Annotated in this window: 22 protein-coding genes and 1 other RNA gene; 9 read left to right on the plus strand and 14 right to left on the minus strand. The window is 60.7% G+C overall.

Annotated features, from left to right (window positions below; genetic code table 11):
* The first annotated feature begins 11 nt into the window (after positions 1 to 11).
* The 3 genes from AC0V6T_RS10945 to AC0V6T_RS10955 all read left to right on the plus strand — a co-directional run bounded on the left by AC0V6T_RS10945 (position 12) and on the right by AC0V6T_RS10955 (position 3,665).
* Complete coding sequence (locus AC0V6T_RS10945) at positions 12 to 932, plus strand: serine hydrolase domain-containing protein (protein ID WP_486126825.1); 921 nt, start codon at positions 12 to 14, stop codon at positions 930 to 932.
* A gap of 192 nt (positions 933 to 1,124) precedes the next feature.
* Positions 1,125 to 1,862: a 7-carboxy-7-deazaguanine synthase QueE gene (locus tag AC0V6T_RS10950; RefSeq protein WP_486126827.1), complete on the plus strand. Its 738-nt coding sequence runs from the start codon at positions 1,125 to 1,127 to the stop codon at positions 1,860 to 1,862.
* A 24-nt stretch (positions 1,863 to 1,886) separates the two neighbouring features.
* The gene (locus tag AC0V6T_RS10955) at positions 1,887 to 3,665 is read left to right on the plus strand and encodes a TIR domain-containing protein (protein WP_486126829.1); all 1,779 of its coding nucleotides are present in this window, start codon (positions 1,887 to 1,889) and stop codon (positions 3,663 to 3,665) included.
* A gap of 12 nt (positions 3,666 to 3,677) precedes the next feature.
* On the opposite strand, the gene AC0V6T_RS10960 is transcribed toward AC0V6T_RS10955, so the two are convergent.
* The 5 genes from AC0V6T_RS10960 to AC0V6T_RS10980 all read right to left on the minus strand — a co-directional run bounded on the left by AC0V6T_RS10960 (position 3,678) and on the right by AC0V6T_RS10980 (position 9,887).
* Complete coding sequence (locus AC0V6T_RS10960; protein ID WP_486126831.1) at positions 3,678 to 5,357, minus strand: ATP-binding protein; 1,680 nt, start codon at positions 5,355 to 5,357, stop codon at positions 3,678 to 3,680.
* A gap of 140 nt (positions 5,358 to 5,497) precedes the next feature.
* Positions 5,498 to 6,211, minus strand: coding sequence for a TIGR02186 family protein (locus tag AC0V6T_RS10965; RefSeq protein WP_486128574.1), 714 nt, complete (start codon positions 6,209 to 6,211; stop codon positions 5,498 to 5,500).
* Positions 6,212 to 6,270: 59 nt separating this feature from the next.
* Positions 6,271 to 7,185, minus strand: a complete 915-nt coding sequence (locus tag AC0V6T_RS10970; protein WP_007163221.1) for a sulfite exporter TauE/SafE family protein — start codon at positions 7,183 to 7,185, stop codon at positions 6,271 to 6,273.
* An 81-nt stretch (positions 7,186 to 7,266) separates the two neighbouring features.
* Positions 7,267 to 8,460, minus strand: a complete 1,194-nt coding sequence (locus tag AC0V6T_RS10975; protein WP_486126833.1) for a hypothetical protein — start codon at positions 8,458 to 8,460, stop codon at positions 7,267 to 7,269.
* The gene (locus AC0V6T_RS10980) at positions 8,460 to 9,887 is read right to left on the minus strand and encodes a glycosyl transferase family protein (RefSeq protein ID WP_486126835.1); all 1,428 of its coding nucleotides are present in this window, start codon (positions 9,885 to 9,887) and stop codon (positions 8,460 to 8,462) included. Before AC0V6T_RS10980 ends, AC0V6T_RS10975 begins: the two co-directional genes overlap by 1 nt.
* A gap of 95 nt (positions 9,888 to 9,982) precedes the next feature.
* On the opposite strand from AC0V6T_RS10980, the gene nhaA reads away from it, so the two are divergent.
* The gene (nhaA, locus tag AC0V6T_RS10985; protein ID WP_050750394.1) at positions 9,983 to 11,239 is read left to right on the plus strand and encodes a Na+/H+ antiporter NhaA; all 1,257 of its coding nucleotides are present in this window, start codon (positions 9,983 to 9,985) and stop codon (positions 11,237 to 11,239) included.
* A gap of 33 nt (positions 11,240 to 11,272) precedes the next feature.
* Here the strand turns inward: nhaA and AC0V6T_RS10990 are convergent, their stop codons facing one another.
* Positions 11,273 to 11,710 (minus strand): VOC family protein, encoded by a 438-nt coding sequence (locus AC0V6T_RS10990; protein WP_486126837.1) that lies wholly within the window; start codon positions 11,708 to 11,710, stop codon positions 11,273 to 11,275.
* Positions 11,711 to 11,874: 164 nt separating this feature from the next.
* The gene (locus AC0V6T_RS10995; protein ID WP_486126839.1) at positions 11,875 to 12,786 is read right to left on the minus strand and encodes a TorF family putative porin; all 912 of its coding nucleotides are present in this window, start codon (positions 12,784 to 12,786) and stop codon (positions 11,875 to 11,877) included.
* Positions 12,787 to 13,167: 381 nt separating this feature from the next.
* Here AC0V6T_RS10995 and AC0V6T_RS11000 point away from each other — a divergent pair, with 381 nt between their 5' ends.
* The 3 genes from AC0V6T_RS11000 (at position 13,168) to AC0V6T_RS11010 (ending at position 19,104) form a co-directional block, all read left to right on the plus strand.
* The gene (locus tag AC0V6T_RS11000; protein WP_486126841.1) at positions 13,168 to 13,974 is read left to right on the plus strand and encodes a metallophosphoesterase family protein; all 807 of its coding nucleotides are present in this window, start codon (positions 13,168 to 13,170) and stop codon (positions 13,972 to 13,974) included.
* A 62-nt stretch (positions 13,975 to 14,036) separates the two neighbouring features.
* The gene (locus tag AC0V6T_RS11005; RefSeq protein WP_486126843.1) at positions 14,037 to 15,347 is read left to right on the plus strand and encodes a UDP-glucose dehydrogenase family protein; all 1,311 of its coding nucleotides are present in this window, start codon (positions 14,037 to 14,039) and stop codon (positions 15,345 to 15,347) included.
* Between the two features lie 232 nt (positions 15,348 to 15,579).
* On the plus strand, positions 15,580 to 19,104 hold the full coding sequence (locus tag AC0V6T_RS11010) for an autotransporter domain-containing protein (protein WP_486126845.1): 3,525 nt from the start codon (positions 15,580 to 15,582) through the stop codon (positions 19,102 to 19,104).
* Between the two features lie 77 nt (positions 19,105 to 19,181).
* Here AC0V6T_RS11010 and AC0V6T_RS11015 read toward each other — a convergent pair whose 3' ends face one another.
* From AC0V6T_RS11015 to AC0V6T_RS11035, 5 genes are all read right to left on the minus strand, one after another.
* Positions 19,182 to 20,048, minus strand: a complete 867-nt coding sequence (locus tag AC0V6T_RS11015; protein ID WP_486126847.1) for a hypothetical protein — start codon at positions 20,046 to 20,048, stop codon at positions 19,182 to 19,184.
* Positions 20,045 to 20,463: RNase P RNA component class A (gene rnpB / locus AC0V6T_RS11020), an RNA gene on the minus strand. The genes AC0V6T_RS11015 and rnpB overlap by 4 nt, the downstream gene beginning before the upstream one ends.
* A gap of 42 nt (positions 20,464 to 20,505) precedes the next feature.
* Positions 20,506 to 21,225: an N-acetylmuramoyl-L-alanine amidase gene (locus tag AC0V6T_RS11025; RefSeq protein ID WP_486128576.1), complete on the minus strand. Its 720-nt coding sequence runs from the start codon at positions 21,223 to 21,225 to the stop codon at positions 20,506 to 20,508.
* A gap of 41 nt (positions 21,226 to 21,266) precedes the next feature.
* Positions 21,267 to 21,920 (minus strand): histidine phosphotransferase family protein, encoded by a 654-nt coding sequence (locus tag AC0V6T_RS11030; protein ID WP_486126849.1) that lies wholly within the window; start codon positions 21,918 to 21,920, stop codon positions 21,267 to 21,269.
* A gap of 11 nt (positions 21,921 to 21,931) precedes the next feature.
* Positions 21,932 to 22,375 carry a M67 family metallopeptidase gene (locus AC0V6T_RS11035; RefSeq protein WP_486126851.1) on the minus strand — a complete coding sequence of 148 codons (444 nt, stop codon included), beginning with the start codon at positions 22,373 to 22,375 and terminating at the stop codon, positions 21,932 to 21,934.
* Between AC0V6T_RS11035 and AC0V6T_RS11040 the strand changes: the two genes are divergently transcribed.
* Positions 22,356 to 23,309, plus strand: a complete 954-nt coding sequence (locus tag AC0V6T_RS11040; protein WP_486126853.1) for an RluA family pseudouridine synthase — start codon at positions 22,356 to 22,358, stop codon at positions 23,307 to 23,309. The two genes, AC0V6T_RS11035 and AC0V6T_RS11040, sit on opposite strands and share 20 nt — an antisense overlap.
* A 132-nt stretch (positions 23,310 to 23,441) precedes the next feature.
* Complete coding sequence (gene rpoH / locus AC0V6T_RS11045; RefSeq protein WP_007163207.1) at positions 23,442 to 24,338, plus strand: RNA polymerase sigma factor RpoH; 897 nt, start codon at positions 23,442 to 23,444, stop codon at positions 24,336 to 24,338.
* A gap of 3 nt (positions 24,339 to 24,341) precedes the next feature.
* Here the strand turns inward: rpoH and AC0V6T_RS11050 are convergent, their stop codons facing one another.
* Together AC0V6T_RS11050 and AC0V6T_RS11055 are read right to left on the minus strand one after the other, a co-directional pair.
* Positions 24,342 to 24,968 (minus strand): hypothetical protein, encoded by a 627-nt coding sequence (locus AC0V6T_RS11050; RefSeq protein WP_486126856.1) that lies wholly within the window; start codon positions 24,966 to 24,968, stop codon positions 24,342 to 24,344.
* A 10-nt stretch (positions 24,969 to 24,978) separates the two neighbouring features.
* Positions 24,979 to 25,725 carry a helix-turn-helix domain-containing protein gene (locus tag AC0V6T_RS11055; protein ID WP_486126858.1) on the minus strand — a complete coding sequence of 249 codons (747 nt, stop codon included), beginning with the start codon at positions 25,723 to 25,725 and terminating at the stop codon, positions 24,979 to 24,981.
* Between the last annotated feature and the right edge of the window lie 162 nt (positions 25,726 to 25,887).

The raw sequence follows: 25,887 nt of genomic DNA on the forward strand, positions 1-25,887 counted from the left end.
CGCCTCCGACCATGTTTTCTCTCGTTTTGGCTATGGCGGCGCACATCGATCTCGGGGTCGAGGCATGGCTCGACCCGGATGACCGCGTCGATGTGTATGCGAGCCGGTCGCTGTCTTCGGACAGTCAGTTTCAAGCCGGAAGCCTTGCGAAATACACCTGCACGCTGATCGCGTTGCGACTGGCTGACGAGGGCAGGCTGTCACTCGATTCCAGTCTCAGCGCCCTGTTGCCTGACTATGCCGGACCGGGCGCGCGTGAGATCACGCTTCGCAGCCTTCTCGCCAATCGGTCCGGCTTGCCCGACGACCTCTTGCCCGCTTTTCGCTCTGATCCATCCATCGCCACGGCCGATCTCTCCGCGATAGAAGCGGCCAACAGGTTTGCTGCAGGAGAGATCGATGCCGAGCGCGATTGGTCCTATGATCTGGGCAACTGGATCATCGTTCAGGCCGCGATCGAAGCTGCGAGCGGCAAATCCATCGAGCAAGTCGCAATCGACGAAGTGCTCAAGCCTGCCGGCATGTCGGCTTCACGCTTCGATGCGGGGACGCCCGCCCTTGCCAATTCGCCCGAACCTGCCGAGCCGGTGCGTCCATTCCCGCCCTTCCTGAAGTGCGCCGGAGGTCTGGTCTCGACCCCGGTTGAATTGCTGAGAATGATCGACTGGGCCTATTCGGGAGGCCTGTCGCAAGAGAGTATCGAAAGCCTCCACCAAATAACCACCGAGGAGGAGAACTACACGATCGGCGGGCGCGTGCGTATGGTCTCTGGCAATCTGCTGAGTTGGCAATCCGGTTCGAACGGACCGTACAAGTCGCAAGTCGTCTATGACCCGGCCACGGGCAGCGGATGGGCCGCCATGACCGCCTCCAACTCCTCGACCGAACTGGCCGAGGCGAGAGGCCGCTGGCTGGCAGCGCGAGGCCTGTAGAAATTTCCTACACAGGCAATTCATGCAATAGTGAGCGGCATGTTTGCAGCTATGCCCATCTTCCTTTGCGATGTTCGTCAGAACCGATCGGACGCCCAAGGTCACACTTTTGCCGCGCAAGGTTACACTTTGGCCGTTTTCGCCCTGGACCGTGTAACATGCGGTCCACTTCTCGGATAAGGTGCTGAAAACATGGCTGATCTGATTTGCGCCACTGACGACAATGGAAAGGCCGAGATCTTCGCCTCGATCCAGGGCGAAGGGCCAAGCATGGGCACGCCGGTGGCCTTCATCCGCCTGTCGCGCTGCAACCTTGCATGCACCTGGTGCGACACGGCTTATACCTGGCGGTTCGAAGGCGACAATCGACCCCACCGCGACGGGATCGAGTATGAGCGCAAGGCCAATCAGGTCGCGCTCTCACCCGCTAAGGCAGCGGCCAAGATCGCGGCGGTGGGGCAGAAACGCCTCGTCATCACCGGGGGCGAACCGCTGATCCAGTGCGGACCGCTTGCTGACATGCTCGCGATCCTGCCTGATATCGAAGTCGAAGTGGAAACCAACGGCACGACGCGGGCGAGCGCCCATGTCGACATCCGGGTCGACCAGTACAATGTCAGCCCCAAGCTCGCGCATTCGGGCAACGATGCTTCGCTGGCGCTGATCGCCGAGCGCCTGGACGACTACGCCGCAGACCCGCGCGCCTTCTTCAAGTTCGTGATTGCCGAGCCAGGAGACGTCGCCGAAGTGCTCGAACTGCAGCGTCGTCACCGCATCCCGTCAAAGCGCATCTTCCTGATGGCCGAAGGGACCACGAGCGAGGCTCAGCGGGCCCGTCAGGAGTGGCTTGCACCGCTGTGTCTCGAACAGGGATTTCGCATGTCGGACAGGTTGCACATCCATCTTTACGGAGACACGCGCGCGACATAAGATGCTTCATAGGGGGCATACCAGGTGGACATATTCATCTCATACTCGCGGCAGGACCGCGAACGCGTCGGCTTCATCGCAGAGGCCTTGCAGGCGGAAGGCTACTCGGTCTGGTGGGACCGCGACATCCGCGCAGGCGAGGAATTCGACGACGTCATCGACAAGGCGATCAAGAAATCCGCTGCAATCGTAGTGGTTTGGTCGAAGACCTCGATCCGCTCGAACTGGGTCAAGGAAGAGGCCGAAGACGGGGTAGAGGACGACAAACTGGTCCCCGCGCTGATCGACGAGGTCGTCATCCCGCGCGGTTTCCGCCGCATCCAGGCGGCCGAGTTGCAGGACGCGAGCGAGAACCCCACGCAGAGCGCGAACTGGCCCGAGTTCCTCGATTCGATCCACAAGATCGCAGGCCAGCCCAATGGCGAAGGTGCAACAGCAGGCGACACGGCTGTGCAGGGCCTCACCAGCGCGGCCGCCAGCCGACCGGCACCAACGCCCCCTCCGGCAGCGTCGAGCGCTGGAGGATCGTCGTGGAAACGCTTTGTGCCTGCTGGCGCTGCGGCTCTTGCTCTCGTCGCCGCGCTCGTCATCGCGGCGCAGTTCTTCAACCCGTTTGGCAAGTCGCCTCCTCCGCCGCCCGAGGACATGACGCCAATCGTGCTTGGCATCTATCCCGAGGAAGGCTTTGGCGAGGACCAGCGGCTTGGCCTCACATCGGCGCTGAGCGGCAGCGATATCGACGTGATCCACCTTACCGCGACGCTCGATGCAATGAAGGGCCGCGATGCGCCCGAACTGATCGAAGCGCTCAAGGCCAACCTTGAGAAACGCAACGTCATTGCGATCGTCGGCCCTTCGATCACCGAACTCACGCCGGAAGTGCTGAACGTGGTCGAAGAAAGCGGGCGCGAACCGGCGATCATCCTGACGACTGCGGCGCCGCGACAGGCGATCGGATGGGACGAGAGCCCGCTGCCGCTGTTTCGCGTCGGATCGGGCGTCGATGAACGGGCCAAGCAGTTCGCGCTTCTGGCGCGCAGCACGGTGACAAGCGGAACCGAGCTGGTGCTGCTTTACGAATCCGTCCCAAATTCGACCGAGAAGACCTATGGCGAGGTGTTCTTCGACCGGATCAAGGACAACCTGCCCGAGTGGAACCAGTGGATGCGCGAGGACAAGGTCCACGACATCTCCTACCTGCGCGGCAAGATCATGGACAGCCTCGAGCGCCCTGCCCAGCAGCGTCACTTCAACGAGCGCAAGATGGTTGTGGTCGTCGGCCTGTCGAGCGACTTCATCGCCCTTGCGGTCAACATGTACCGCGCCGACCAGCCAGAGCGCGCTGCCCTGCTGGGCGGTTGGAACACTGGCAAGGCAGTGCGCGATCTGGGGCGCGAGATGGATATCCAGCATACCCGCCTGTTCGACATGACCGACGTTGTGTCGAGCCCGGCAGAGGTGCGCGGACTTCCCGATTCCCGCCGTTTCGAGAAGGACTTTGGCGAACTCGACGCGGCCAAGCGCCAGGAAGCGGTCGCGTTCGATTCCGCTTTGGTGGTGAAACAAGCCGTCGCGCAAATCGAGGATGGCACACCGGTCACGGCGCAGGCGCTCGTTGATGTACTGCGGTCGCGTGACTTCACCGGGATCACCGGCGAGATCGAGTTCGCTGAGAACGGCCAGAATGCGGGCGAAGCCGGCGGTCGCTCACTCCGCAGTCTGATCTACGATCCAGCGCAGGAACGCTGGAGCGTGATCCCAGGCTTCGACGACATGCTGAGGACCGACGTCGCCAGCCGCTGAGCGGGATAGGGCCTAACCCTGACTGCGCCAGCGCAGCACGACCCGGTCGACGATCTCTTCCTCGCCGCCGCCGGTCTGCCACAGTTCGGAGAAGCTCGGGTCTTCGGATGCGGGTCGTTTGTGTTCCTCAAGCGTGTCGAAATTCACGCGGATCGGAATAGCGACACCCTCGCCGCAGACGATGCATTCGCGGTTGCGAAGCGCCGGGATCGAATCGAGGAAGCCGCGCGAACCTTCGGGCATTGCCGAGCGCACGAATGCCTGATCTCGGTCGTTGTTGAGACGCATCGAGATGATCGTACCGCACTGCGAGAGTACGCCCTCTGCAAGGTCTGACGGACGCTGTGTGATGAGGCCGAGGCTGATACCGTACTTACGGCCTTCCTTCGCGATACGGCTGAGGATGCGGCCTACTGACGATCCATCGGCGTGCTTCTCATTAGGCACGTAGCGGTGCGCCTCTTCGCAAACGAGCAGGATCGGGCGCGTCTTCTCCTCGCGCCCCCAGATCGCAAAGTCGAAAACGAGGCGGCTGAGAACCGCCACCACAGTCGAGGTGATGTCAGACGGGACGCCCGAGACGTCGATGATCGAGATCGGTTTGCCATCCCCCGGCATGCGGAAGACCTTGGAGATGAAGTCGGTCATCGTGTCACCGACCAGCATCCCTGAGAACATGAACTGGTAGCGCGGGTCGCCCTTGAGCTCTTCGAGCTTGCTCTTGATCCGCATGTAGGGCGCGGACGAAGTTGCCTTGTCGAGCTTGCCCATCTCGTCCTGCAGCTTGGTCGAGAGGTCGGACAGAAGATAGGGGATCGGCGAATCCACCGTGATCTTGCCCATCGTTTCTGCCAGCCGGTTCTTTGAACGTGCATGCAGAAGGCACTTCGCCAGAATGTCCATGTCGACCTGGCGTTCATTGCCATCGCTGGTGAGCAGGACTTCGCAGTGCTCCTCGAAGTTCATCAGCCAATACGGCATCTGCAGGTTCGAGACGTCGAGGATCTGACCGGTCTGACGGAATGCTGCCGAATACTCGCCGTGCGGGTCGATCATCACGATGTGACCTTCGGGCGCGGCCTGGCAGATGCGGTGCAGGATCAGCGCGGCGCTGGTTGACTTACCAGTACCGGTCGAACCCAGCAGCGCGAAGTGTTTGCCCAGCATCGCATCGATGTAGAGGCCCGCTCGGATATCGCGGGTCGGGAAAACGGTTCCAATGGTGATGTTGGCGCGGCCGTCGCTGGCGTAGATCTGTTTGAGGTCTTCCGTCGTCGCGGGATAGACCATCGCGCCGGGGATCGGATAGCGCGTCACACCGCGCTTGAAACCGTGAATGCGTCCGGTGAGCTTCTCTTCCGAGCCTTCACCGAGGAAATCGATATGCGCGATGATCCCGTTTGCGGCGCGGCGATCCTTGCGCTGGTCCCGGACGTTCGCGAGCAGCCAGGCATCACCGACGCGGATCTTGATCTGGCTGCCGACCTGTCCGGCGAGAGCGATTGAGGGATCATCGTCCTCCATGCATTCGTTGATGCGTTGAAGGTCGAGGGCGATCTGCGAACCTGCCCCTGAAATCTCCAGCACAACACCGATCGGAAGGCGGGCATTGTCCTCGCCCTCGAACTGGTCTGTACTTCCTGCGGACGCCGCCGCGTTCTGGTGGAAATTCTGGTTGCCCATATCAGTCATGCGAGCGTCCTTGTCCCTCTCGGATCGGGTTCCGGTTTCGGGTCGCCAATGACGGACACAGCGACCCCAATTTGTGAGTGATTTGATATGAGTGAGCGGGGTTAATATCGCGTCAACGCTACCCGCATCCGGACGCTGGTTTACATCCGTGCGAAGAGCCGGCCCGCAAGCCACCCCATGCCCAGCGACAGGGCAATGGCGAGAAGGCCGTAGAACAGCGACCAGCGCTCCGCCGCCTGTACGACGCGCCCTTCCAGCCCGACCTTCACCACTTCGATGTCCGCCGTGGCACTGGCAAGCACCCGGCCGTTGGCGATGGCAAAGGTTTCGGCCGTGTATTCGCCAGTGGTGACATTGGACGGAAGAGCGATGCGCGCCTGATAGAGCACGCCTTCGCTGATGCGGACGCCTTGTGTGTCTTCCTTGTAGAGACCGGCGCGCTCTCGCATGTCGACAAGGCCGCTGGCAAAGCGTGCCTGTTCTTCGGGCTCGATCTGACCCGATGGGCTGAGCTGGATGAACTCGGTACCAAGCTCGTAAATTGCGGCGGTGAGAGGGTCGACGATTTCCTCGACCGGACGCGAGGAAGCGACCGCGAAGAAGGATGGTGCGGAGCGAAAATCGCTCGATCCTGCATTCATCCAGATGCCCGCAATGCGCTCTTTCTCGCGCAGACGGATCGGCTCGGTCGGGCCCTTAAGCACTACAACGATATCGTATTGCGTGTCGGAACGCGCTCCAGCAGGGTCGATGACAGCGCCGTAAAGGAGCAGGTTCGCCCCGGTGAACCCTTGCCGCACTTCGACGCGCGATTGGCTGACTTCGGGTACCAGTACCGGCTCGCTCTGGCCCATCAGAAATGGGGCAGAGAGCAGAAGGGCTAGCGGAGCCCAAAGATATTTGGGCGCTCTGATCACAGCGGGCTGACCGTATAAATCTCGTCGGGCTGTACGCCCAGGCCGTACAGCATCCGCAAAGCCACTGCGATGACGATGGCAGCAAGCACAATGCGCAGGATTTCGGGCCGAGCCTTCATCGCGATCTGCGTCCCGAATTGAGCGCCCATGACCGAGCCCAGCAGCAGCAATCCGGCGAGCACGATGTCGACTGCCTGCGTGGTGAGCGCGTGGGTCATCGTGGTCACCATGGTCACAAACAGGATCTGGAACAGCGATGTGCCGACCACGACATTGCCGCTCATCCCTAGAATATAGAGCATTGCTGGCACGAGGATGAAACCGCCACCCACTCCCATGAGCATGGTGAGAATGCCTACCAGAACACCGAGGATCAGAGGTGCGAGCGGCGAAATGTAGAGGCCCGAAGCGTAGAACCGCGCTCGGAATGGCAGCCCTGCGACCAGCGGATGATGTCGCCTCTTGCGGGGCTGCGCCGATGCGCCTTCCGCCTTTCCTCGCAGAGAATCGATGGATTCGCGCATCATGAGCGACCCGATCGTGCCGAGCAGCAGGACATAGAGCACCCCGATGACGACATCGATCTGGCCCCACGCCTGAAGCAGGCTGAACAGGACAGCGCCCAGCAGTGCTCCCACGACCCCGCCGCCAACCATCACAAGTCCCATGCGATAGTCAACGCCCTTACGCTTGCCGTGAGCAATGACGCCCGAGACGCTGGCTCCTGTCACCTGAGTGGCAGCCGAAGCGGCAGCGACGGTTGGTGGTATGCCGTAAAAGATCAGCAGCGGCGTCGTCAGGAACCCGCCGCCCACGCCAAACAGTCCTGACAGGATGCCAGTCAGCCCGCCAAGGAACACGATGAAGAGACCATTCACCGAGAGATTCGCAATGGGCAGGTAAACGTCCATGCCGATGCGACTAGCCCACCGCGACGGGCGTTGGAAGCGAGCATTGCGCCCCTTCCCCGCCTACGCCTCGAAACCGGGCGATCAGAAGCGCGTCGAAAGCGTCGCGGCGATGCCTGAAGTGGGCTCGGCGTCGCCCGCTACCCGCTCTCGCCAATCGACCGAGATTCGTGCAGGAACACTGCCGAGCGTCATATCGAGCCTCATGGTCGGTCCGACGTCGAGCCGTTCGGCGTCCCTCTGCGCGCCGCCCCATGCCGCGCCGCCAAGACTGAGCCTGAGCGGCTGATCCGTCATGCCTTTGAGCCAGACAAGCTCGCGCGTGATGCCAGCCTGCCCGTCGACGAAGAACGTGTCGGCAGCGCCGCCAACGTAACCCGCCCCGGCATATGTCTCCAGAGAGAGGCCCAAGGGCAGCTTTTGCGGCGCGATCTCCGTCACGGCATAGGCCGCAGGCCGCGCCTGCGTCGCAAAACGATTGCGCACCACGCGAACTTCAGCGGCGGTACGAAGCGGGATCGCCGCGATCGGCCTTGCTGAGAGACCGGCTGCAACCTCCGTTTCTGCATCCGCGACGAGTGCATGATAGGCGCGCGTATAGGCACGCGGATCGTACTGGGAAGACGGCGCAAGGCGGTATTGCAGTTTCGCAGCCAGCTGGCTTGCACCGTAGACTGGAACGCGGCCTTGCGCGCTTGAGAGCGACGAAGAGCCTGACCGGAAGAACGCAAAGGCATCGAGCGACCAGCGGTCATCGGAAGCCGTGGGGTTCTTCGATACAGACGGTTGCGCGAGGAATGGCGGCGCACCTCCGTCAAGCGCCGAAGCGCGTTCAGCCTGCGCGCTCACACTGCCGGGAGCAAAACCTTCCAATTCGGAGCCGCTGGTAAAGCCGCGGATCGAAAAATCCTGCTGGAAGGCTGCGGTCATCAAGAGATGATGCCCCGCCGCGACTTGCGACGAACGAGAGGCCGAAATGAAACCTCCCCCGCCCTGCTGCGCGATATCACTCAACCCTAGCAATGCCTCTTTGCCCTCGCCGGCTTCATCTGGAATGCCACTGGCAATGCCCTGATCGCCCTGCGCCAGTGCGACCTCGCTGCCCTGTGCCAATGGCTCGCGTTCAACCAGCAATATCCCGGCTGGTGAGAGCTCGAATTCGGGCAGCGCGAAGGGGCTCTCCCAAACCATGCTCCGACCAGCGCTCCAGCCCGCAAGAATGACCACCAGCAACACAAGTGGTGCGCCGCGCCGTTGGTTATTTGAAGCCTGCTGCATCACCGCGTTCCCGCGATCTTGGACGGCTTTGCCAGCCCCTTGATCGACTGCGCTGGGTGATGGCTGTGCGGTGTCTTGTCCCAAGTCGCGCTTTGGCCCGCGAATGTGCGGGCATAGGCGAACAAGGCGCGTCTCCCGGCCATGATCGAGATCACGTTCGTTACCGGAATGCGCATTACGGCAAAGACGCCCTCAGCCACTCCGTAATTTCGCGCGGTGAAGGCAAACCGCATCACAGCTCGCCAAATGAAGAAGCCAAGATTGACCGACAGGAGCGCAACAAGCGCTGGTGTCAGCTTCATCGGCTCTGTCCAGCCAGCATTTGCCGCGGTTGCCAGCAGCACCGTCAGGAGGAGCAGAGTGTAGCCGAACAGGAGTACAATCGCGGTAAGCGGTCCGCGCCGGTCGCGCGCTCTCATCCAGCTTTCAGCGATGCCTCCAGCCCAACCGGTACGGTCCCAGCCTTGCAGCGCTATCCCGTGCACCCAGCGTGTCTTCTGGCCGACCACGTCGGCAAGTTGCGAAGGGAAGTAGGCGCGCGTCGCCACCAGGAGGTCGTCTTCGCCGCGCGCACGGACAAAACGGCATTCGCCGCCTCGTGCCGCAATGTTGAGCCCAAGCTCGTAATCCTCAGTCAGCGATACCGGGTCGAATGGCAGGTTGTTTTCGCCTTGCTCTGCGAGAGTATCGAGCATCGAACGCTCCACCCCGCAGCCAACGCCCGCTGCGGGAAGAGCCGCTCCTACGGCGCTGCGCACGACCATCGCTTTTCCGTGAGCTTCGGCGAATTCCTCGCAATAATGGCTACCCAGCCAATGGCGCGCAGCCTGCGGCAACGGCTCTACGGGAAGCTGCGCGAAATGCGCTCCATCGGCAATTGCCCAATCGAGCAAGCCGAGACCTGCCGGATCGACCATGTCTTCGGCATCGTGGAACACAAGCATGGCAAAGCGTTCGCCTGCCCTCGCCTCGTCATCGCGGACGGCCTGATAGAGCCGGTTGAGGCAGTCAGCCTTGGTACTTGGCCCTGCCCGGTCATGGATGACCAGCCTCAAGCGACTGTCGCCGTAAGCAGCGCTCATCGCAGCTTCGAGCGTATCGGCGTCATTGCGATAAATCCCGACATAAAGGCGCAGCGCGCGCTGCGGCCAGACGCGCAGCATGTGCTGAATCGTGTCTGCGATCACATCGGCTTCGTTCCATGCAGGAATGACGATGGCTGCCGGACCGGAAAGTTCGTTGCACTGAAGTTTTTCACGATCGACCCTGCCGGTCCGGGCCCTGCCCGTCAGCTTCAACCACAACCACGACAGGTCGACCGCGACGTCATCGAGCGCCCCGATCAAAAAAAACACGCCTGCAAACAAAAGCAGTTCGTGCTGAACAACTGCCAGCCACTGCCACAAATCCCAGTTTTGAACGCTCAAGGCGACCCTCCTTGATGCAAACCGGCCCCGATTCTCCCTTCAGGCCCGGTTTGACCTTGCACTCTGGTCAGGTTTTCTGAAAAGGGGCACCCAATATGTCAGATAACGCCCACACTTCGTCTAGCCCTCTCCGTCGTGTCTTTGCTCCCGTGCGCGCGCTGTTCGTCAGCGACGCATCGGCCGGGATCCTGCTGATTCTGGTAGCAGCAGCCGCGATGATTGCCGCCAATTCTCCCATGGCGGATGAATATCGCGAGCTGTTTTACGGAAAACTGCCCTGGACCCCGATAGAGAAGCTAAAGGACCTTCACTATTGGATCAATGATGGTTTGATGGCGATCTTCTTTTTTGTCGTCGGATTAGAAGTAAAACGCGAAGTTGTGTCCGGATCTTTAGCAGATCCCGCGGCCCGGCGTCTTCCTATGCTGGCGGCTGCCGCCGGAATGGGCGTCCCCGCGATAGTCTATCTGCTGGTCACCGGCGGTGGAGAGTATTTCAACGGTTGGGCGATCCCGGCCGCAACCGATATCGCTTTCGCGATGGGCGTACTGGGTCTTTTGGGCAACAGGGTTCCGGCCTCTTTGCGCCTGTTCCTGCTCACCGTCGCGATCGTCGACGACATTGGCGCCGTCCTCGTCATTGCCGTGTTCTACACGCAGGGGCTCTACACCGAATGGCTGGTCGCTTCGGTCGGTGTCGTCGCTTTGATGGTCGCGCTCAACCGGATGCGGGTGGACTACTTCTGGCCCTACATCCTGTTGTCGGTCGTGCTGTGGTACTGCGTTCTGAATTCAGGTGTTCATGCAACCATCGCCGGCGTTGTGGCCGCACTCACCATTCCTCTCAAACGACGCGACGGCAATTCGATGCTGGAACGCCTCGAGCATTCGATCGCTCCGTGGAGCGCCTATCTCGTCGTTCCTGTCTTTGGCTTTGCCAATGCAGGCGTATCGCTTGAGGGCATGGGCCCCGAGGCGCTGCTTGCCCCGCTTCCCATTGCGATTGCCGCTGGTCTGGTGGTCGGCAAGCAGATCGGGATTTTCTCGGTCGTCTGGCTGGCCGACAAGACAGGCTTCGCGCCGCGACCGGACAATGCGAGCTGGGCCGAGATCTGGGGCATTTCGATCCTGTGCGGTATCGGGTTCACGATGAGCATATTCATCGGCGGCCTGGCCTTCCCCGATACGCCGCTGCTGGTTGAAGAGGCCAAGATTGGCATTCTCACCGGGTCGGCCGTATCGGCGATCCTCGGCTATATCGTGCTTCGCATGACAACGAGCCACACGGCCGAAGAGTGCGACGATCAAGGTCCGATCCCGCAGGACACGCACCCCAACGATCCGCTGCGCTAAGCGGAGAAGGTCGTAAGGTCGGCTATGCCGGGCTTACCAGCTCCCGGTGTTTTCCATGCTGGCCCAGGGCTCCTGCGGCTCCAGATTGCCTTCCTGAAGCAACTCGACCGAAATACCGTCAGGTGATTTGACGAAGGCCATGTGGCCATCGCGCGGTGGGCGGTGGATCGTGTGGCCAGCATCGGCAAGCCGCTGACACGTGTCGTAGATGTTCTCGACCCGGTAGGCGAGGTGGCCGAAATTGCGCCCGCCATCATAGTCTTCAGGCTCGCTGCCATCTTCAGGTGGCCAGTTGTACGTCAGCTCGACCTCGGCAACGTCTTCCTGTCCGGGCGCGGCGAGGAAAATCAGTGTGAAGCGTCCTGCCTCGACATCGAAGCGTCGCACTTCCTCAAGCCCGATCAGCTCGAAGAAATCGACCGTCGCCTGCGGATCGGTGACTCGGATCATCGAGTGGAGATATTTGACCATGAGAGCAGTCCTTTCGCGTGCCGAGTTAAGTGCGTCCGGCGCGCGTCGCAAGGGCGCGGCTCTCTCAATAGGAAAGCCAAAAGGAAAGAGCGCGAGACCGTCAGGCCCCGCGCTCCGTTCCTCCCGCTTATCCGCGGGCTATGTGGTTTGAACGAACTCCGGCGTCAGAAGCTCGCGCTGAGAGTTGCGACGACAGTTGCATCGGTGAAGTCGTACTGACCGGGAAGGAAATTACCTTCCGCTTCGACATACGCGACGCTGGCAGAGAAATTCCCGCCAAGGCCGACGCTTGCACCAATCGACCAGTCAAACGCCTCGCCGTCATTCGTGAAGGTCAGCGAACCGTCGGTGTAGCCGAGGTGGCCGTCGATTGAGATCGGCGTATTGGGAATGCCTACGCTGAGATCGGTGTAGAGGTAGAGGTTGTCATCCGTGCCCCCCCCGAAATCAAGCCCGTCCTGGCCGGGAGCATAGGCGATACCCGTTGTGGCCGATGCCGGCCCGAGCGAAAAGCCGAGCGATCCGTAGAACTCGTAATAGTCGAAATCGCCAGCAGGAGCGTCGGGATAGGTGTAAGCGATGAAGCCTACATCGACCGACACTGCTTCGGCGACATTGCCGCTCCAGCCACCATAAAGGTCAAGCTCAAGCGAGCCATATCCGACAGTGTCTTCATCGAGGTTCGATGCCCATGTACCGACGTAGAAGCCGGAAGAGTGGCTGACATCGAAACCGCCCTGTACGGCCAGTTCACCGCCGGACAAATCGACCCCGCGGAAGCGATACTCGCTGGTCAGCGCAACATTGGCTGAAAACGTAAGGCCGCTTTCGCCAGTCATTTTGCTTGCCGTTACAGCAACGGGCTCGCTCGCACGATCGATCGAAGATGCGGTTTGGGTGGAAAGAACAATTTCGGCGCCCTCCGCACCGTTATTGTCGAGCGCAGCCGAGGCCGCGATGAGTTCTTCACTGATAGCGCCATCGTTCTCGGCAGTTTCAGCGAAAGCGGGAGCGGCGGTAACCAGCGCACCCACAGAGAGGGTTGCAGCCGTAAGGCCGCGGATGGACGTGAGCATGACAACTTCCTTGTTTGTGTTGTTGCTTCGTCCCACCTGCACATCTGGCGGCTGCGTATTATTATGAGCAATCTCAGCCAAATGCGAAACAATCGTGCACGGTTATGCTGCATAGCACAAGAGAAATTACTCGCGTTTCCCCAATCCCACACTGGTGTTGAGTTTTTGCATCAATTCGGTGGGGTCGGCACTTTACGAAGATCGCCGCGCCTGCTTGTGTTGGCTCCCTGTCAATAGGCGTGACTGCGCTCACTCAGTTGCCGTTCAGTTGCGATGCGACTAAAGGCACACACTTTCAAAAATCGCCCTTGGAACAGCGCGCAATTTGCGTAGCGAAACACATTTAAACCAATCGTCGATAGGACACTCATAGACTCCGCGATGTTCAACGCTTTTCGCAAGATGTTCGGCCACAAGCCACAGCCGCGCCTTCCGGCAGTGCCGCAGGGTACGCGCTATTATGTGATCGGCGACATTCACGGTCGGCGAGACCTTTATCGCGCCATGATCGACGCCATCGAAGAAGACGATTGCGGTCGCGAAGAGTGCGATTCGCACGTCATCTTGCTTGGCGACCTGGTCGATCGCGGACCCGACAGCGCCGGCGTGGTTTCGGATACTCGCGAATGGCAGGGCAAGCGATCGGTACGCGTCCTTGCCGGCAACCATGAAGAGATGATGCTCGATTCCTTCGAGAAGCCCGAAGTGCTCCGGCATTTTCTCAAGCACGGCGGCCGCGAGACGGTCATGAGCTATGGCCTGTCGAAAAAGCAGTTCAACGCGCTAACGCTGGAGGAACTGTTCGATCTGTTGCCAGAGCTTATCCCTCAGTCAGAGCGCGATTACATCGCCGGATTTGAAGAGATGATCGTCGCGGGCGATTACCTGTTCGTCCATGCAGGGGTCGACCCCACTGTTCCACTGGACGAGCAAAATCGCCGCGACTTGCTTTGGATCAGGGACCGTTTCCTCAATCATGAGGGCGCGCTCGATAAGGTTGTGGTCCATGGGCACACCATCTTTGATAGGGTCATGGATTGCGGCAATCGGATCGGGATTGACACTGGCGCTTTCCGCTCAGGTGTGCTTACCGCGCTCGTGCTTGAGGCTGATCAACGCCGAGTGATCCAGGCGATCGAGGCGAAGAACGGCCCGATAGAAATTTTCCACGGGGAACGCCCCCAGTAGCGGAGCCGGGTGCAGTCCGAAGTCGGGTGCATTGACGGCATGAAATCACGAGGAAAGTATCAATGAAAATTGCAATGGTTGGGTCAGGCTATGTCGGGCTCGTTTCTGGCGCCTGCTTTGCCGATTTCGGGCACGACGTGGTCTGCATCGACAAGGATCAGGGAAAGATCGACCGGCTGCACGACGGGATCATGCCGATCTACGAGCCGGGCCTCGACGCGCTGGTTGAAAGCAATGTGAAGGCAGGCCGTCTTTCATTCACCACTTCGCTTGCCGAAGGGATCAAGGATGCCGCAGCGGTTTTCATTGCTGTGGGCACACCAAGCCGCCGCGGCGATGGTCATGCCGACTTGTCCTTCGTTTATGCAGTCGCCAAGGAGGTGGGAGAGAGCCTCGCGAACGATGCTGTCGTCGTCACCAAGTCGACCGTCCCCGTGGGTACCGGTGACGAGGTCGAGCGCCTGCTTAAAGAGTCGGGCACACCGCATCGTGTTTCGGTCGTCTCGAACCCTGAATTCCTGCGTGAAGGTGCAGCAATTGGCGACTTCAAGCGCCCGGATCGCATCGTCATCGGTGCCGAAGATGATTTCGGTCGTGAGGTGATGCGCGAGGTATACCGGCCGCTGTTCCTCAACGAGAGTCCGATCCTGTTCACCTCGCGCCGCACCAGCGAGCTGATCAAGTACGCCGCCAACGCATTCCTCGCGACCAAGATCACCTTCATCAACGAGATGGCTGATCTGTGCGAGAAAGTCGGCGCGAACGTACAGGACGTGAGCCGCGGGATCGGCATGGACAATCGCATTGGCGCAAAGTTCCTTCACGCTGGGCCTGGTTATGGCGGCTCTTGCTTCCCGAAGGACACGCTCGCGCTGCTCAAGACTGCGGAAGACTATGACAGCCCCACGCGCATCATCGAAGCGGTGGTCAAGGTCAACGACAGTCGCAAGCGCGCCATGGGCCGCAAGGTGCTGGACGCGATCGGCGGGCCGGAGCATGCGCGGGGTAAAAAAGTCGCGCTGCTTGGCCTTACCTTCAAGCCCAATACCGACGACATGCGGGACTCGCCCGCGATAGCGGTCGCACAGACGCTCACCGATGCGGGCGTCAAGGTTTCCGCATTCGATCCGGAAGGTATGGAACAGGCAATGCCGCTTATGCCCGCCGTGAACATGTGTGACGATCCCTATGCAGCGATCGAGGATGCAGACGCGACCGTCATCGTGACAGAGTGGGATGCGTTTCGCGCGCTCGACCTGTCTCGGGTCAAGGATCTGGCAAAGGCTCCGGTGCTGGTCGACCTGCGAAATATCTATAATCCCGACGATGTCCGCAACGCCGGTTTCACCTACGCGAGTATTGGCCGCGACTGAGCCTTCGCTGGCAGAACGCCAGCCGGACAGTTTCAACAATTCAGAAGCGGGACTTGCGCAAGGTTTGCCAAATCCCGCTTTTCTATTTGCATAGCTTGATTGCATGCCATGCAAGTCATTGATGCTGTGTAATTTGGTTTCATTTTATTTGCAAACAGGGCTTCAGAATCACTTAACAAAAGGCTAGCCTCCGCTTTCGGGGTAAATTCTTACCAAGAATGAGGGGCTAATCATGACAAACCGTGCATTTCTTTCCGGCGTTGGACTCGCAGCGCTTGCCGGAGCGCTCACGGCTGCACCGGCGCATGCGTCAGGCGGCAATGCGGGCGAGTTTTCGCTCGAGAACGAAGAGTTGGGAGAAGCTTCCGACTACCGCCTTCCGCTCGGCGTAGCGAGCGCGGCGACACCGCGTTCGGCCGCTCCAGCGATCAGCACGTCGACCGCAGTAGACAGCTTTGCAGGCTTCCGTTTGACGCCGCGCAGCTCGCTCGATCTCACCTTTGATCCGAACGTGCTGCTTGATGCGACCTTCACTGGCACGACTGGCGACAACATCAACCAAGACATTTTTGTCCGTGACGATGTCGGTCTCGACGCCTCATTCGACGCAGCCGATACGCAACCCTCGGTTGTACAGATGTTCATCGGCCGCAATTCGGATGGCGCGGTTTTCCTCAATTGCACCGGCAGCCTCATCAACCCGCGTACGGTCCTGACCGCCGCACACTGCGTGAACTTTTTCCCATCAGAGATCTACGGCACCGCAGAAAGTGGTTCGCCGTTCGCGATCCTGATCGGCACCGGTCCTGACACCGAGCCGCAACGCACCGCTTTCATCAACGAAGGCGCTAGCTATTCCGAAGGTGGACTTGCCACCAGCACGGACGTGGTCATCCACCCGTCCGCCAACCAGGAAAATGGCGGCCTGCCATTCCCGTTTGCCGATATCGCGTTGATCGCGGTGGATGAGCCGATTACGGACATCCCTGCGCTCCCCATTCTGCTGACGCCGCTGACCGAACTCACGCATGTGGTGCAAGTCGGTTATGGTTCGTTCGGCACGGCCCTTGGCGGTGCAGGCGAGGGAAGCGACTTCCTGCGCCGTGTGGGTGAAAACATGCTCGGAGCGCTCGCGTCATTCGCGAATTTCGACGATGTGGTCTTTTCTGCCTTTGCGCCAAACGCCGAGTCCGGCTCAATCACGCAGCCCTATTACTGGACCGACTTCGATTGGCCTGATCGCGATATTGCGGGCTTTGACGGATGCGATTTCAACGGCTTTGGCCCCGAATGCGTTACAATCGGCGATGTTATCTCGACCGACTGGTTCGATGGCGATGCGCTTCCGCGCGAAGTCGGCACGGCACCAGGTGACAGTGGTTCGCCGCTGATCGCCGACGTCGCATACGACTTCCCTGTGGCGATCGCTGTCCTGAGCGGCGGGGTTAGCTTTTTCGACCTGAGCGGCTTTGGGCTGCCAACGCCATACGGCGACATCAGCTTCTACAACCCGATCTATCCATTCTTCCAGTTCATCAGCGAGAACACCGCCTACAAATATGTCTCTGCCAAGCGCGGAAACGGTAACTGGTCGGATCCCGACCACTGGACGCAGGATCTCGATCCCGGCTTCTTCATCGATGACGGCACTGGCACTCTCGTCAACGGCCTTCCGGAAGGTGAAGAGAACGGCATCTTCGAAGTCGGCAACTCGATCGGCACGATCCTTGGCGTGGACATTTCGGAATTCCCGGAAATCGTCTCGCCGTTTGGTCCGCAGCCGGGTGATGAGAACTTCGGCAACAACCTGCCTGAAAGCTCTGTCCTGCTTGGCCCGGGTTCGACCGGCTTTGTGCCCAACAACACCGACGGAACGCCGGGCATCGCCTTTGCCAACCCGGCGCAGTATTTCGAAGTCCACTTGAACCAGCGCGGCCGCACCACGGTCGACATGGATGTCGAGATCGACAAGCTCGTGATCGACAACGAGCGCGCGACCTTCCGTCTCGGCTCGGGCTTCGACTTCACCTCGCTGATCGGGGTCGAGCAGTTCAGCGGCACGTCGGAAATCAACGGCACGCTCAACACGCCGCTTTACACGTTGGCTGGCGGGCAATTGACGGGTCGCGATGGTGTCATCAACACCAACGCCCTGATCAACGTCGCCGGCCTGCTGAGCGCAGGCGGTGAGCGCCGGGTCAGCACGCTGACCATCAATGGCGATTACGTGCAGACCAGCGGCGCTGGTCTCTACGCCAACTTCCAGGGCGGATCGCGCAACCGAATCTCGAATGACTTCTATGACATTTCGGGGATCGCGGTTCTCGATGGCGTGCTGCTTCTCGAAGCACGTGGTCGCCGGGTCCGTAACGGATCGGAATTCTCGATCCTTTCGGCCGGTGAGATTGACGGCGACTTTGCCGAAACGATCTTCCTGTCGAACTCGCCGATCCTGACCGCGTCAAGCCGTGTCGAAGGCAATGATGTCATCGTCTCGATCGGAGCCCGTTCGATCCGTGACCTGTTCAGCAACAATCGCAGCCTTCGTAACCTCGGCGGCGCGCTCGACACGATCCGTGCCACGCGTTTCAACGAGTTTGCCGACATGTTCGCGATCGTCGACAACGCCACGTTCGAAACGCTTGGGGCAACGCTTGGCGCTCTGACCCCGGTCAGCGCGTTCAGCCAGACCTTTACCGCGAACAGCTTCTCGCAGCGCTTCACGGGCCAGATCGCACAGCGCACGCTCGCTCTGCGTGGCGGCTCGATGGCAGCGGGAGGCTTCACCGCCGCTGGCAACGCCGCATACGCCATCAACGGCACCACGCCTGCCAACACCGGTAAGCTGGGTGTCTTTGGCAGCGCATCGGGCGTCTATCTCAACAACGGCCAGCAAGGCGGCCTGCTTGGTAACGGACTGGGTGCTTTCGGCAGCCAGGGCGTCGCCAGCACGCAGCTTGGTGCAAGCGCGCTCGAACAGACCGCTCTGACCCAGGCCGGTGAGATGACAGTCGGTGTCGACATGGCTCTGTCCGAAGGGTTCAGCTTCGGTGTGGCTGTCTCGAACATCCAGTCGAGCCGTCAGACCGTGAACCCGCTCCAGCCGGAAGCAGACCGCAGCCAGTCGGTCGCAATCTACGCGACCTATTCGGATGGCGGCCTGTTCGCAGACGGCTATGCCGGTACGGCGGATCAGCGCTTCGGTGCTGAGCGTGCAAGCGGCGGCGACTTTGCGACCTATTTCGCGAATGCCGTTGGCCAGTCCGATGCGCGTCAGACCTTCGGCGGTATGCGCCTGGGCTACGCCTTCGACATCGCGAAGGGTCTCGAAGTGGGACCGGTGGCGAGCCTCGACTACGTTCGCAGCTCGATCGGCGGCTTTGACGAAATCGGCGCTGGCGGCTTCGGCCTCTCGGTCGCCGATCGCACCTTCACTTCGCTTGGCGCGAAGGCCGGTGCGATGGCTTCGTTCGACATCGCCGTCAGCGAGACCAGCACGATCCGCGCCTTCGGATCAGTCGCCTACGCAAGCGAGATGGCAGACAATGCCGACGTCGTCACGGCGCACTTCTTCGGTGCATCTGACACGCCGTTCAGCATCGCCAACGAGCTCGACACCCAGTGGATGAGCGTGAATGCTGGTGCAGAAATGCAGGTCGGCACGAACCTCAACGCGCAGGTTTCGTTCACGAGCGACATGGGCCGCGGCCTGCTCTCGAACGATCAGGGCCGCGTATCGCTGATCTGGAAGTTCTAAGGCTTCAACCGACCTAAGCGGTCACGCGAAATGGCCGGGTCTTGCAAGATGCAAGGCCCGGCCTTTTCCTTTGTGCGTCAGAGGCCGAGCCAATGCTTGCGGTTGTTGGCCTGAGAGAGTCCGACCGCCATCGCAAGCGTCACCAGGACCCCGCTGAACATACAGGCATAGGCAATCGACGATGCTTCCTGCCCACCGCGAAAGAAAATCGCGAGAATCGCCCAGCAGAAGACCAGCGCGTACCACGGGTTCCCGCGCGAACGCACCACGGCAAGGCTGGCGATCACACCGCCTATGGCAACCATCGCAGCGGCGGCAAGCGGGTATTCAAAGCCTCCGCCTACGCCGTGATAAACAAGGCTGGCGGAGATATTGACGATGCTCGCCGCCGTCAGCCAAGCGGCAAGAGCGCTGAGCACCAGAGCCGAGAACCAGCGTTCGCCGGTAGTCAGCCAAGCTTGAGTGCTAAGCGTGCGGAGGCAAGCCAGCAGCCCGGCAAGCGACACTAGGATGATCACCGCCGATATCGCCGTGAGGTTCGCGAACTGGGTGTAGATCGCCCACACCCCTTGCGCCGCGAGAGCGATCGCTGCCGGCCACGCAATCTGGTTGAGCAGCCTGTTGGTGCGCTGACGCGGAAGCGCCTGCCAGATCGCGAAGACTGCCGAACCAAGGAACAGCGGCCCCCAGATCGCGAACGCCCAGCCCGACGGCGTGATCAGGGTGCGTACGCTGTCGGAACGATCACCTATCGGATCGCCCAACCCAAGCTGCGGCAGGAAGGTTGCGCCAATCTGGACGAAGACTGCAACAAGCACGGCAAGGCGCTGAGTTGTCGGGCGAAGCACGGTCGGTTCTTTCATGAAAGACCAATGGCCGGGCGGCTCGCAGGTTCCGATAATCGCGTGGGGGATCGGGTATCGCATGAGATTCGTCAGGTGCATCAGGGAGCGTCATAAGCCGGGTTCTGTCTCCGCGACCGGTATCTTTCGACCAGCGCCGCGGCGGCAACCATTCATCTGGGCCGCATGTTGCCACGCGGCTCAAGCAGCCAACCCGGGCCTCTCGGAGCGAAGCGCTCCTGCCCTGACCGAATCTGGCCGGGCGCGAGGCCCCTATTTGGCCTTGCTCCGGGTGGGGTTTGCCATGCGGAGCCTGTTACCAGACCCCCGGTGCGCTCTTGCCGCACCCTTTCACCCTTGCCTGTGAGGTTCGACCTCCATCGGCGGTATACTCTCTGTGGCACTTTCCCTGAGCTCAGCCCGAAAGCCTCACCCGGCGGGCGTTACCCGCCACCCTTGCTTCGTGGAGCCCGGACTTTCCTCGCGGTCGAAACCACGCGGCTGCCTCGGCTCCCTGATGCGCGGGCGCTCTTATACCAACGCGATGCTGTAGGGAAGCTTAGCGCGCAGCGCCGCGGTCACGCTCGAGCAAATGGTGCCACAGGATTGCGCCGAGCTGTGCGTCAGGCTTGCCCTCGATGCGCTCAGGGCGCCAACGGCGCTCGAACGCCTCGATGGCCTTGCGACCCTCGGTAATGTCGTAACCGAACCGTTCCAACGCCAGGATGAAGGCGCCCGCATTGTGGAACGGGTCCGCGCGCTCGATCTTCGCCGGCGTTGGCAGGCACAGGCCATATTCGGCAAGGCGGTCCCACGGGAACAGTTCGCCGGGGTCGACCTTGCGAATGGGCGCGACGTCGGAATGCCCGACAACATTGGCGCGCGGAATGTCGTATTGCTTCACGATGCGAGCAACTAGCGGGACAAGAGCCTCGAATTGCGCTTCGGAAAAGCCGCGATAGCCGCCGTTTTCTTCGGCATGTCCGGGATGGTCGAGCTCGATCCCGATGCTCGCCGAATTTACGTCCTTGATCCCGCGCCAGTAGCTTGCACCTGCGTGCCAAGCGCGCTTTTCTTCCGAGACGAGCTGGATAACCTCGCCCTCTTCGGTGATGAGATAGTGTGCGCTTACCCCGGCTTCAGGATCGGTAAGCTTTTCAAGCGCAGTCTCAACCGGCTTCATCTCGGTGTAGTGAAGCACCAGCATGTTGACCGGCAATGAGCGGTCGCCGAAGTTGGGCGACGGCACGACCCTGTGAACTAGCTCGCTCACTTCCATATCGCGCCACGCGGCGCCCCCCTGTTCGCCCGCGCCTGAACTCACCCGATCATGCCCTCCGGCTCGGGGAGAACCGCCCCGAGCACAAGCGCATCGTCAGAGACCGCATATTGCAAACCTCCGCCCATCTCGCCTGCGACGAGCGCGATCATGTGTGCAGCGGCGGTGCGGCTGGAGATATCGCTGTCGGCAAGCTCGCCTTGCAGCGCCTGTCCGATGGTTTCGTCAAAGGCGATCCTTTGACCGGCTGCACGCGCGACGATCTCGATGTTTCCTTCGCGCTTTTCTGCGCCGATATCGAGCGTCCCGCCGCGCACGAGCGCATCGAGCGCAATCTGTGCAAGATTGAGCATCACCTTGACGGCGGGCTTGGGCAGAGTGCTGTCGGCAAGCGCCCAGTTCACCTCGACCCGCTTTGTGTCAGCTGCAAGCGCGCCAATCACTTCCTGCGCTTCCTCGACCGGCACGTTTTCGCCAAACCCGCCCGCTGCGCCAAATGCGAGGCGGAAGAACTTGAGCTTGTCAGTGCTGATCTTGGCGCTTTGTTCGAGCAATTCGATGCAGCGTTCGCGCATTTCTGCGTCGGTTTCGTCGGCAAGGAGTTCAAGCCCGTTCGAAAGGGCTCCAACGGGCGAAAGCATGTCATGGCAAAGCCGCGAGCAAAGAAGCGCGGCCAAATCGGTTTGAGAAGTCATGGGCAGGCGTTCTAGCCGTCGATCAGGTCCATGGAAAGCCTTGTGAAACCGCCTTTCCCAGACCGGAAAAACCGAATGTCGCTCGCATCGCTCTCTCCGGCGCAAATCGCCCAGATCGAGCCGTCACCCGCCGCCATCTCGACGTCGGTAGCCGATGGCTCGGCGGAGCCAGACGGGTGCGAATGAAAGTAGCCTACCACGCGCGGTCCACCCCCGCGTGCGGCTCGGTAAGCGTCGATAAGAGCTTGCGGGTCGATCTCGAAGTGAGTTTCGGGGGATGGATGGATGTTCCTCGCCTCGCGCAGCGTTAAGACCCGTGTCGCAGTGCCGAGCAATATCCCACATGCCTCACGCGGATGGGCGAGGCGGGCAGCTTCGCGCATGGCTTCGAGAGCCTCTCTTGTCACTTCGACGACCATCGCGCATGGCCATACCATGGCCGCTGAGGAAATCATCACGGGTTCGATTCAGGCCCCCGCCCGCCTGGACAAGGCGCTCGCCGATGCGACAGAGCTTTCGCGCGCACGGGTTCAGGCTCTCATAGCCGAGGGAGCGGTGGAGGTCGGCGGCAAGACCGCCACCAGTGCCTCGGTAAAGGTCGCTGAAAATACCCCGTTTCGCATCACCGTCCCCGCTGCGGCCGAAGCCAAGGCGCAGGCACAGGACATTGCACTGGATGCGGCATTCGAGGACGAGCACCTTATCGTCGTCAACAAGCCTGCCGGAATGGTGGTCCACCCTGCTGCCGGGAACCCGGACGGAACGCTCGTCAATGCGCTGCTTCACCATTGCCGGGGCCAGCTTTCCGGCATTGGAGGCGTTGCACGTCCTGGCATCGTCCACCGAATCGACAAGGACACCTCAGGCCTGTTGGTTGTCGCCAAGTCAGACGCGGCGCACGAAGGGCTCGCGGCCCAGTTTGCCGAGCACAGCGTTCATCGCCGCTATCTGGCGGTGTGCGGCGGTCATCCCTTCCCCGCCGAGGGCACCATCAATGAACGCCTCGGACGCTCTGACGCCAACAGAAAGAAAATGGCTGTCCTGCCAAAGAATTCCTCACGCGGAAAACACGCCGTTACGCATTATAAGGTGCTCAAGCCGAATGGCGCTGCTGCGCTAATCGAATGTCGCCTTGAAACGGGCCGGACACATCAGGTTCGCGTTCACTGTGCATCAATCGGTCATGCGCTATTAGGAGACCCTATCTACGGCAGAACACCCAAGGTTCTGAAGCCTCTGCTATCACAGCTCAAATTCTCGCGTCAGGCGCTTCATGCGGCAGAATTAGGCTTCATTCACCCGATTCTCGGGAGCGAACTGCGGTTTAGCGCGGATTTACCCGCCGATATGCAGGAACTAATCGACGAACTTGGTTGTTCTAATCGATGAAAAGCTCACCCATTTGCGAAGAAAGCGCGTATATATGGTGGGCCTGCCAAACAGGTAACCTCGTGGCCCAATGAAACGGATGCCCATCAGGGGTCCGTCGAGAGAGGCCGACACAGAAAGGTTGGAAGAAACGTGAGCAAAGCAACTGTACCGGCGCTCAGTGGAGAGCAGAGCCTCAACCGCTACCTGTCGGAAATCAAGAAATACCCGGTGCTTACCGCCGAGCAGGAATACATGCTCGCCAAGCGCTATGCCGAACACGAAGACCCCGAAGCCGCTTCGCAGCTGGTTTCGAGCCACCTGCGTCTCGTCGCGAAGATCGCGATGGGTTATCGCGGGTATGGCCTGCCGGTCAGCGACCTCATTTCCGAAGGGAATGTGGGCCTGATGCAGGGCGTCAAGAAGTTCGAACCCGATCGCGGCTTCCGCCTCGCGACTTATGCGATGTGGTGGATCAAGGCGTCGATCCAGGAATATATCCTGCGTTCGTGGAGCCTCGTGAAGATGGGGACCACCGCCGCGCAGAAGAAGCTGTTCTTCAACCTTCGCCGGATGAAGAAGCAGCTCGAAGCCTACGAAGACTCCGACCTGCACCCCGATGACGTGACCAAGATCGCGACCGATCTGGGCGTGCCGGAGCAGGAAGTCGTCAACATGAACCGCCGGATGATGATGGGCGGCGACGGCTCGCTCAACACACCGATGCGCAATGGCGAAGATGGCTCGGGCGAATGGCAGGACTGGCTGACCGACGATCGTCCGCTTCAGGACGAAACCGTCGCCGACGCCGAAGAAGCCGAAGTGCGTCACGAAATGCTGGTCGAGGCGATGGACAGCCTTAACGAGCGTGAGCAGCACATCCTCACCGAACGTCGCCTGACGGAAAAGCCGCAGACACTCGAAGAGCTGTCACAGGTCTACGACGTATCGCGCGAGCGTATCCGCCAGATCGAAGTGCGCGCATTCGAAAAGCTGCAGAAGGCCATGCAACGGATCGCTGGCGAGCGACTGCTGCCGGGCGTTGCGTAAACCCTAGGTCGGCAAACGCTCGATCAGAGCATCAAACACCGAAACATCGAAGCGCCGGGGGTCCTCCTCCGGCGCTTTTCTTTTGAGTTCAGCCATTAGCGCGTCTTGATCAGGAAAGGCGAACTCGACCCTCTCGGGCAAAGCATGAGAGAGGGCCTCAAACCAATCCATCAAGTGCGGTTGCAGGGCAAGGTGCATGTCGAAATTGCGGCGTGACCGTGTGGCATCGCCTTCCTTCTGCGCGCGGGCGATGTCTGGTGCGATATGCTTCACATAATATTGGTCGCCGAAACCGATCCTGCGGTCTGAGATTGCCTTGCGCACAATCGGGATGGACGCGTTGAAGACGTCCATGGACTTGAAGCCCGCACGCGCCATGCACCAATCGAAGTGGATCTTGAGGGGCTCTGTGTCGCAAATCGCAAAGCCGTGTTCGCGTTCTTTGGTCAGTGCGGCCTGAAACCGGCGGATGTTATGCTCAAGCCAATAGGCCGCATGCACCTCGGCTGGATCGCTCTCGCCAGGCACAACACCTTGGTCCGAGAACTCAGGCACGTGATGCGCTTCGCCGAAGTGGCGGGCGAATGTGGTCTTGCCCGCAGCGCTGATCCCTTCAAGGACGATAATCATGGGGCAAGCGCTAGCGGCGCATCCGGCAAAAATCACCCTCAAGTGCGCTGTCGAGAATCGAGCGATAATGAGAACAGCGCTCTTCTCCTTCCCGCATCAGACCAAAGACAGGTTCCTCGACCTGCCCGATCGGTACGAATGCGACCGGGCAAGAGACCGGCACCAGTTGCGACCCCTGCCCCACCTGCAGCGTCGAGAGCAGTCCGAACATGCGCGCCTCGCGCGTGGCGCGACCGAGCATGATCATGCGGTACTGCCCCTCTTCGGACGTCATCAGATATGTGTGACCCGAGAGGTGAGGCATCGAGACGAAACCCGCCTGCTCGAATGTTGCATCAACCCGGTCACTCTCGGCGAAGACCAAGTGCCCCTTGGCAGGGCTCCATCGGATCTCGGTACGATAGGCGTAGACCGCACCGTCTTCACCGAAGCTCGCGCGCAATGTGAGGTATTCGCCCTCGATCCAGCGCACGGCTTGGCGAGCGTAGCTGCCCATTTCTGATGGGGCGAGCGAGGGCTCTATGGAATGGTGTGTGGCCTGTTCGCGAAGACTGGCCCCAAGTGCCTCCTCAAGTCGCACCACGGTTGCAAGCGTAAACCGCCGTCTTCCGGACAATGCTTTCTCAAGCGTCGAGACTGATAGCCGCGCATTTTCTGCGAGCCGGGCGCGCGACAATCGCTGGCGCGCGATCTCCTCGCGCAGGCGGACCGCCACTTCCCCGCTGTCGAAATCGCTCATCGCCGCTGCAAACCCCATCGTTTCCTCCTCGACCCCGCCTGTCGCCCGCACATATCCGGACAATTCCGCACAAAACCGCCTTTATCCTCCATCCCGTCCGCCCCCGCGGCGGAAACCGGCCAATCTTGGCCATGGCATGGCGGCTCAGTTCATCGCTAGTGGAATACATAACAGCGATGA

Source organism: Erythrobacter sp. S158, from assembly GCF_057364915.1.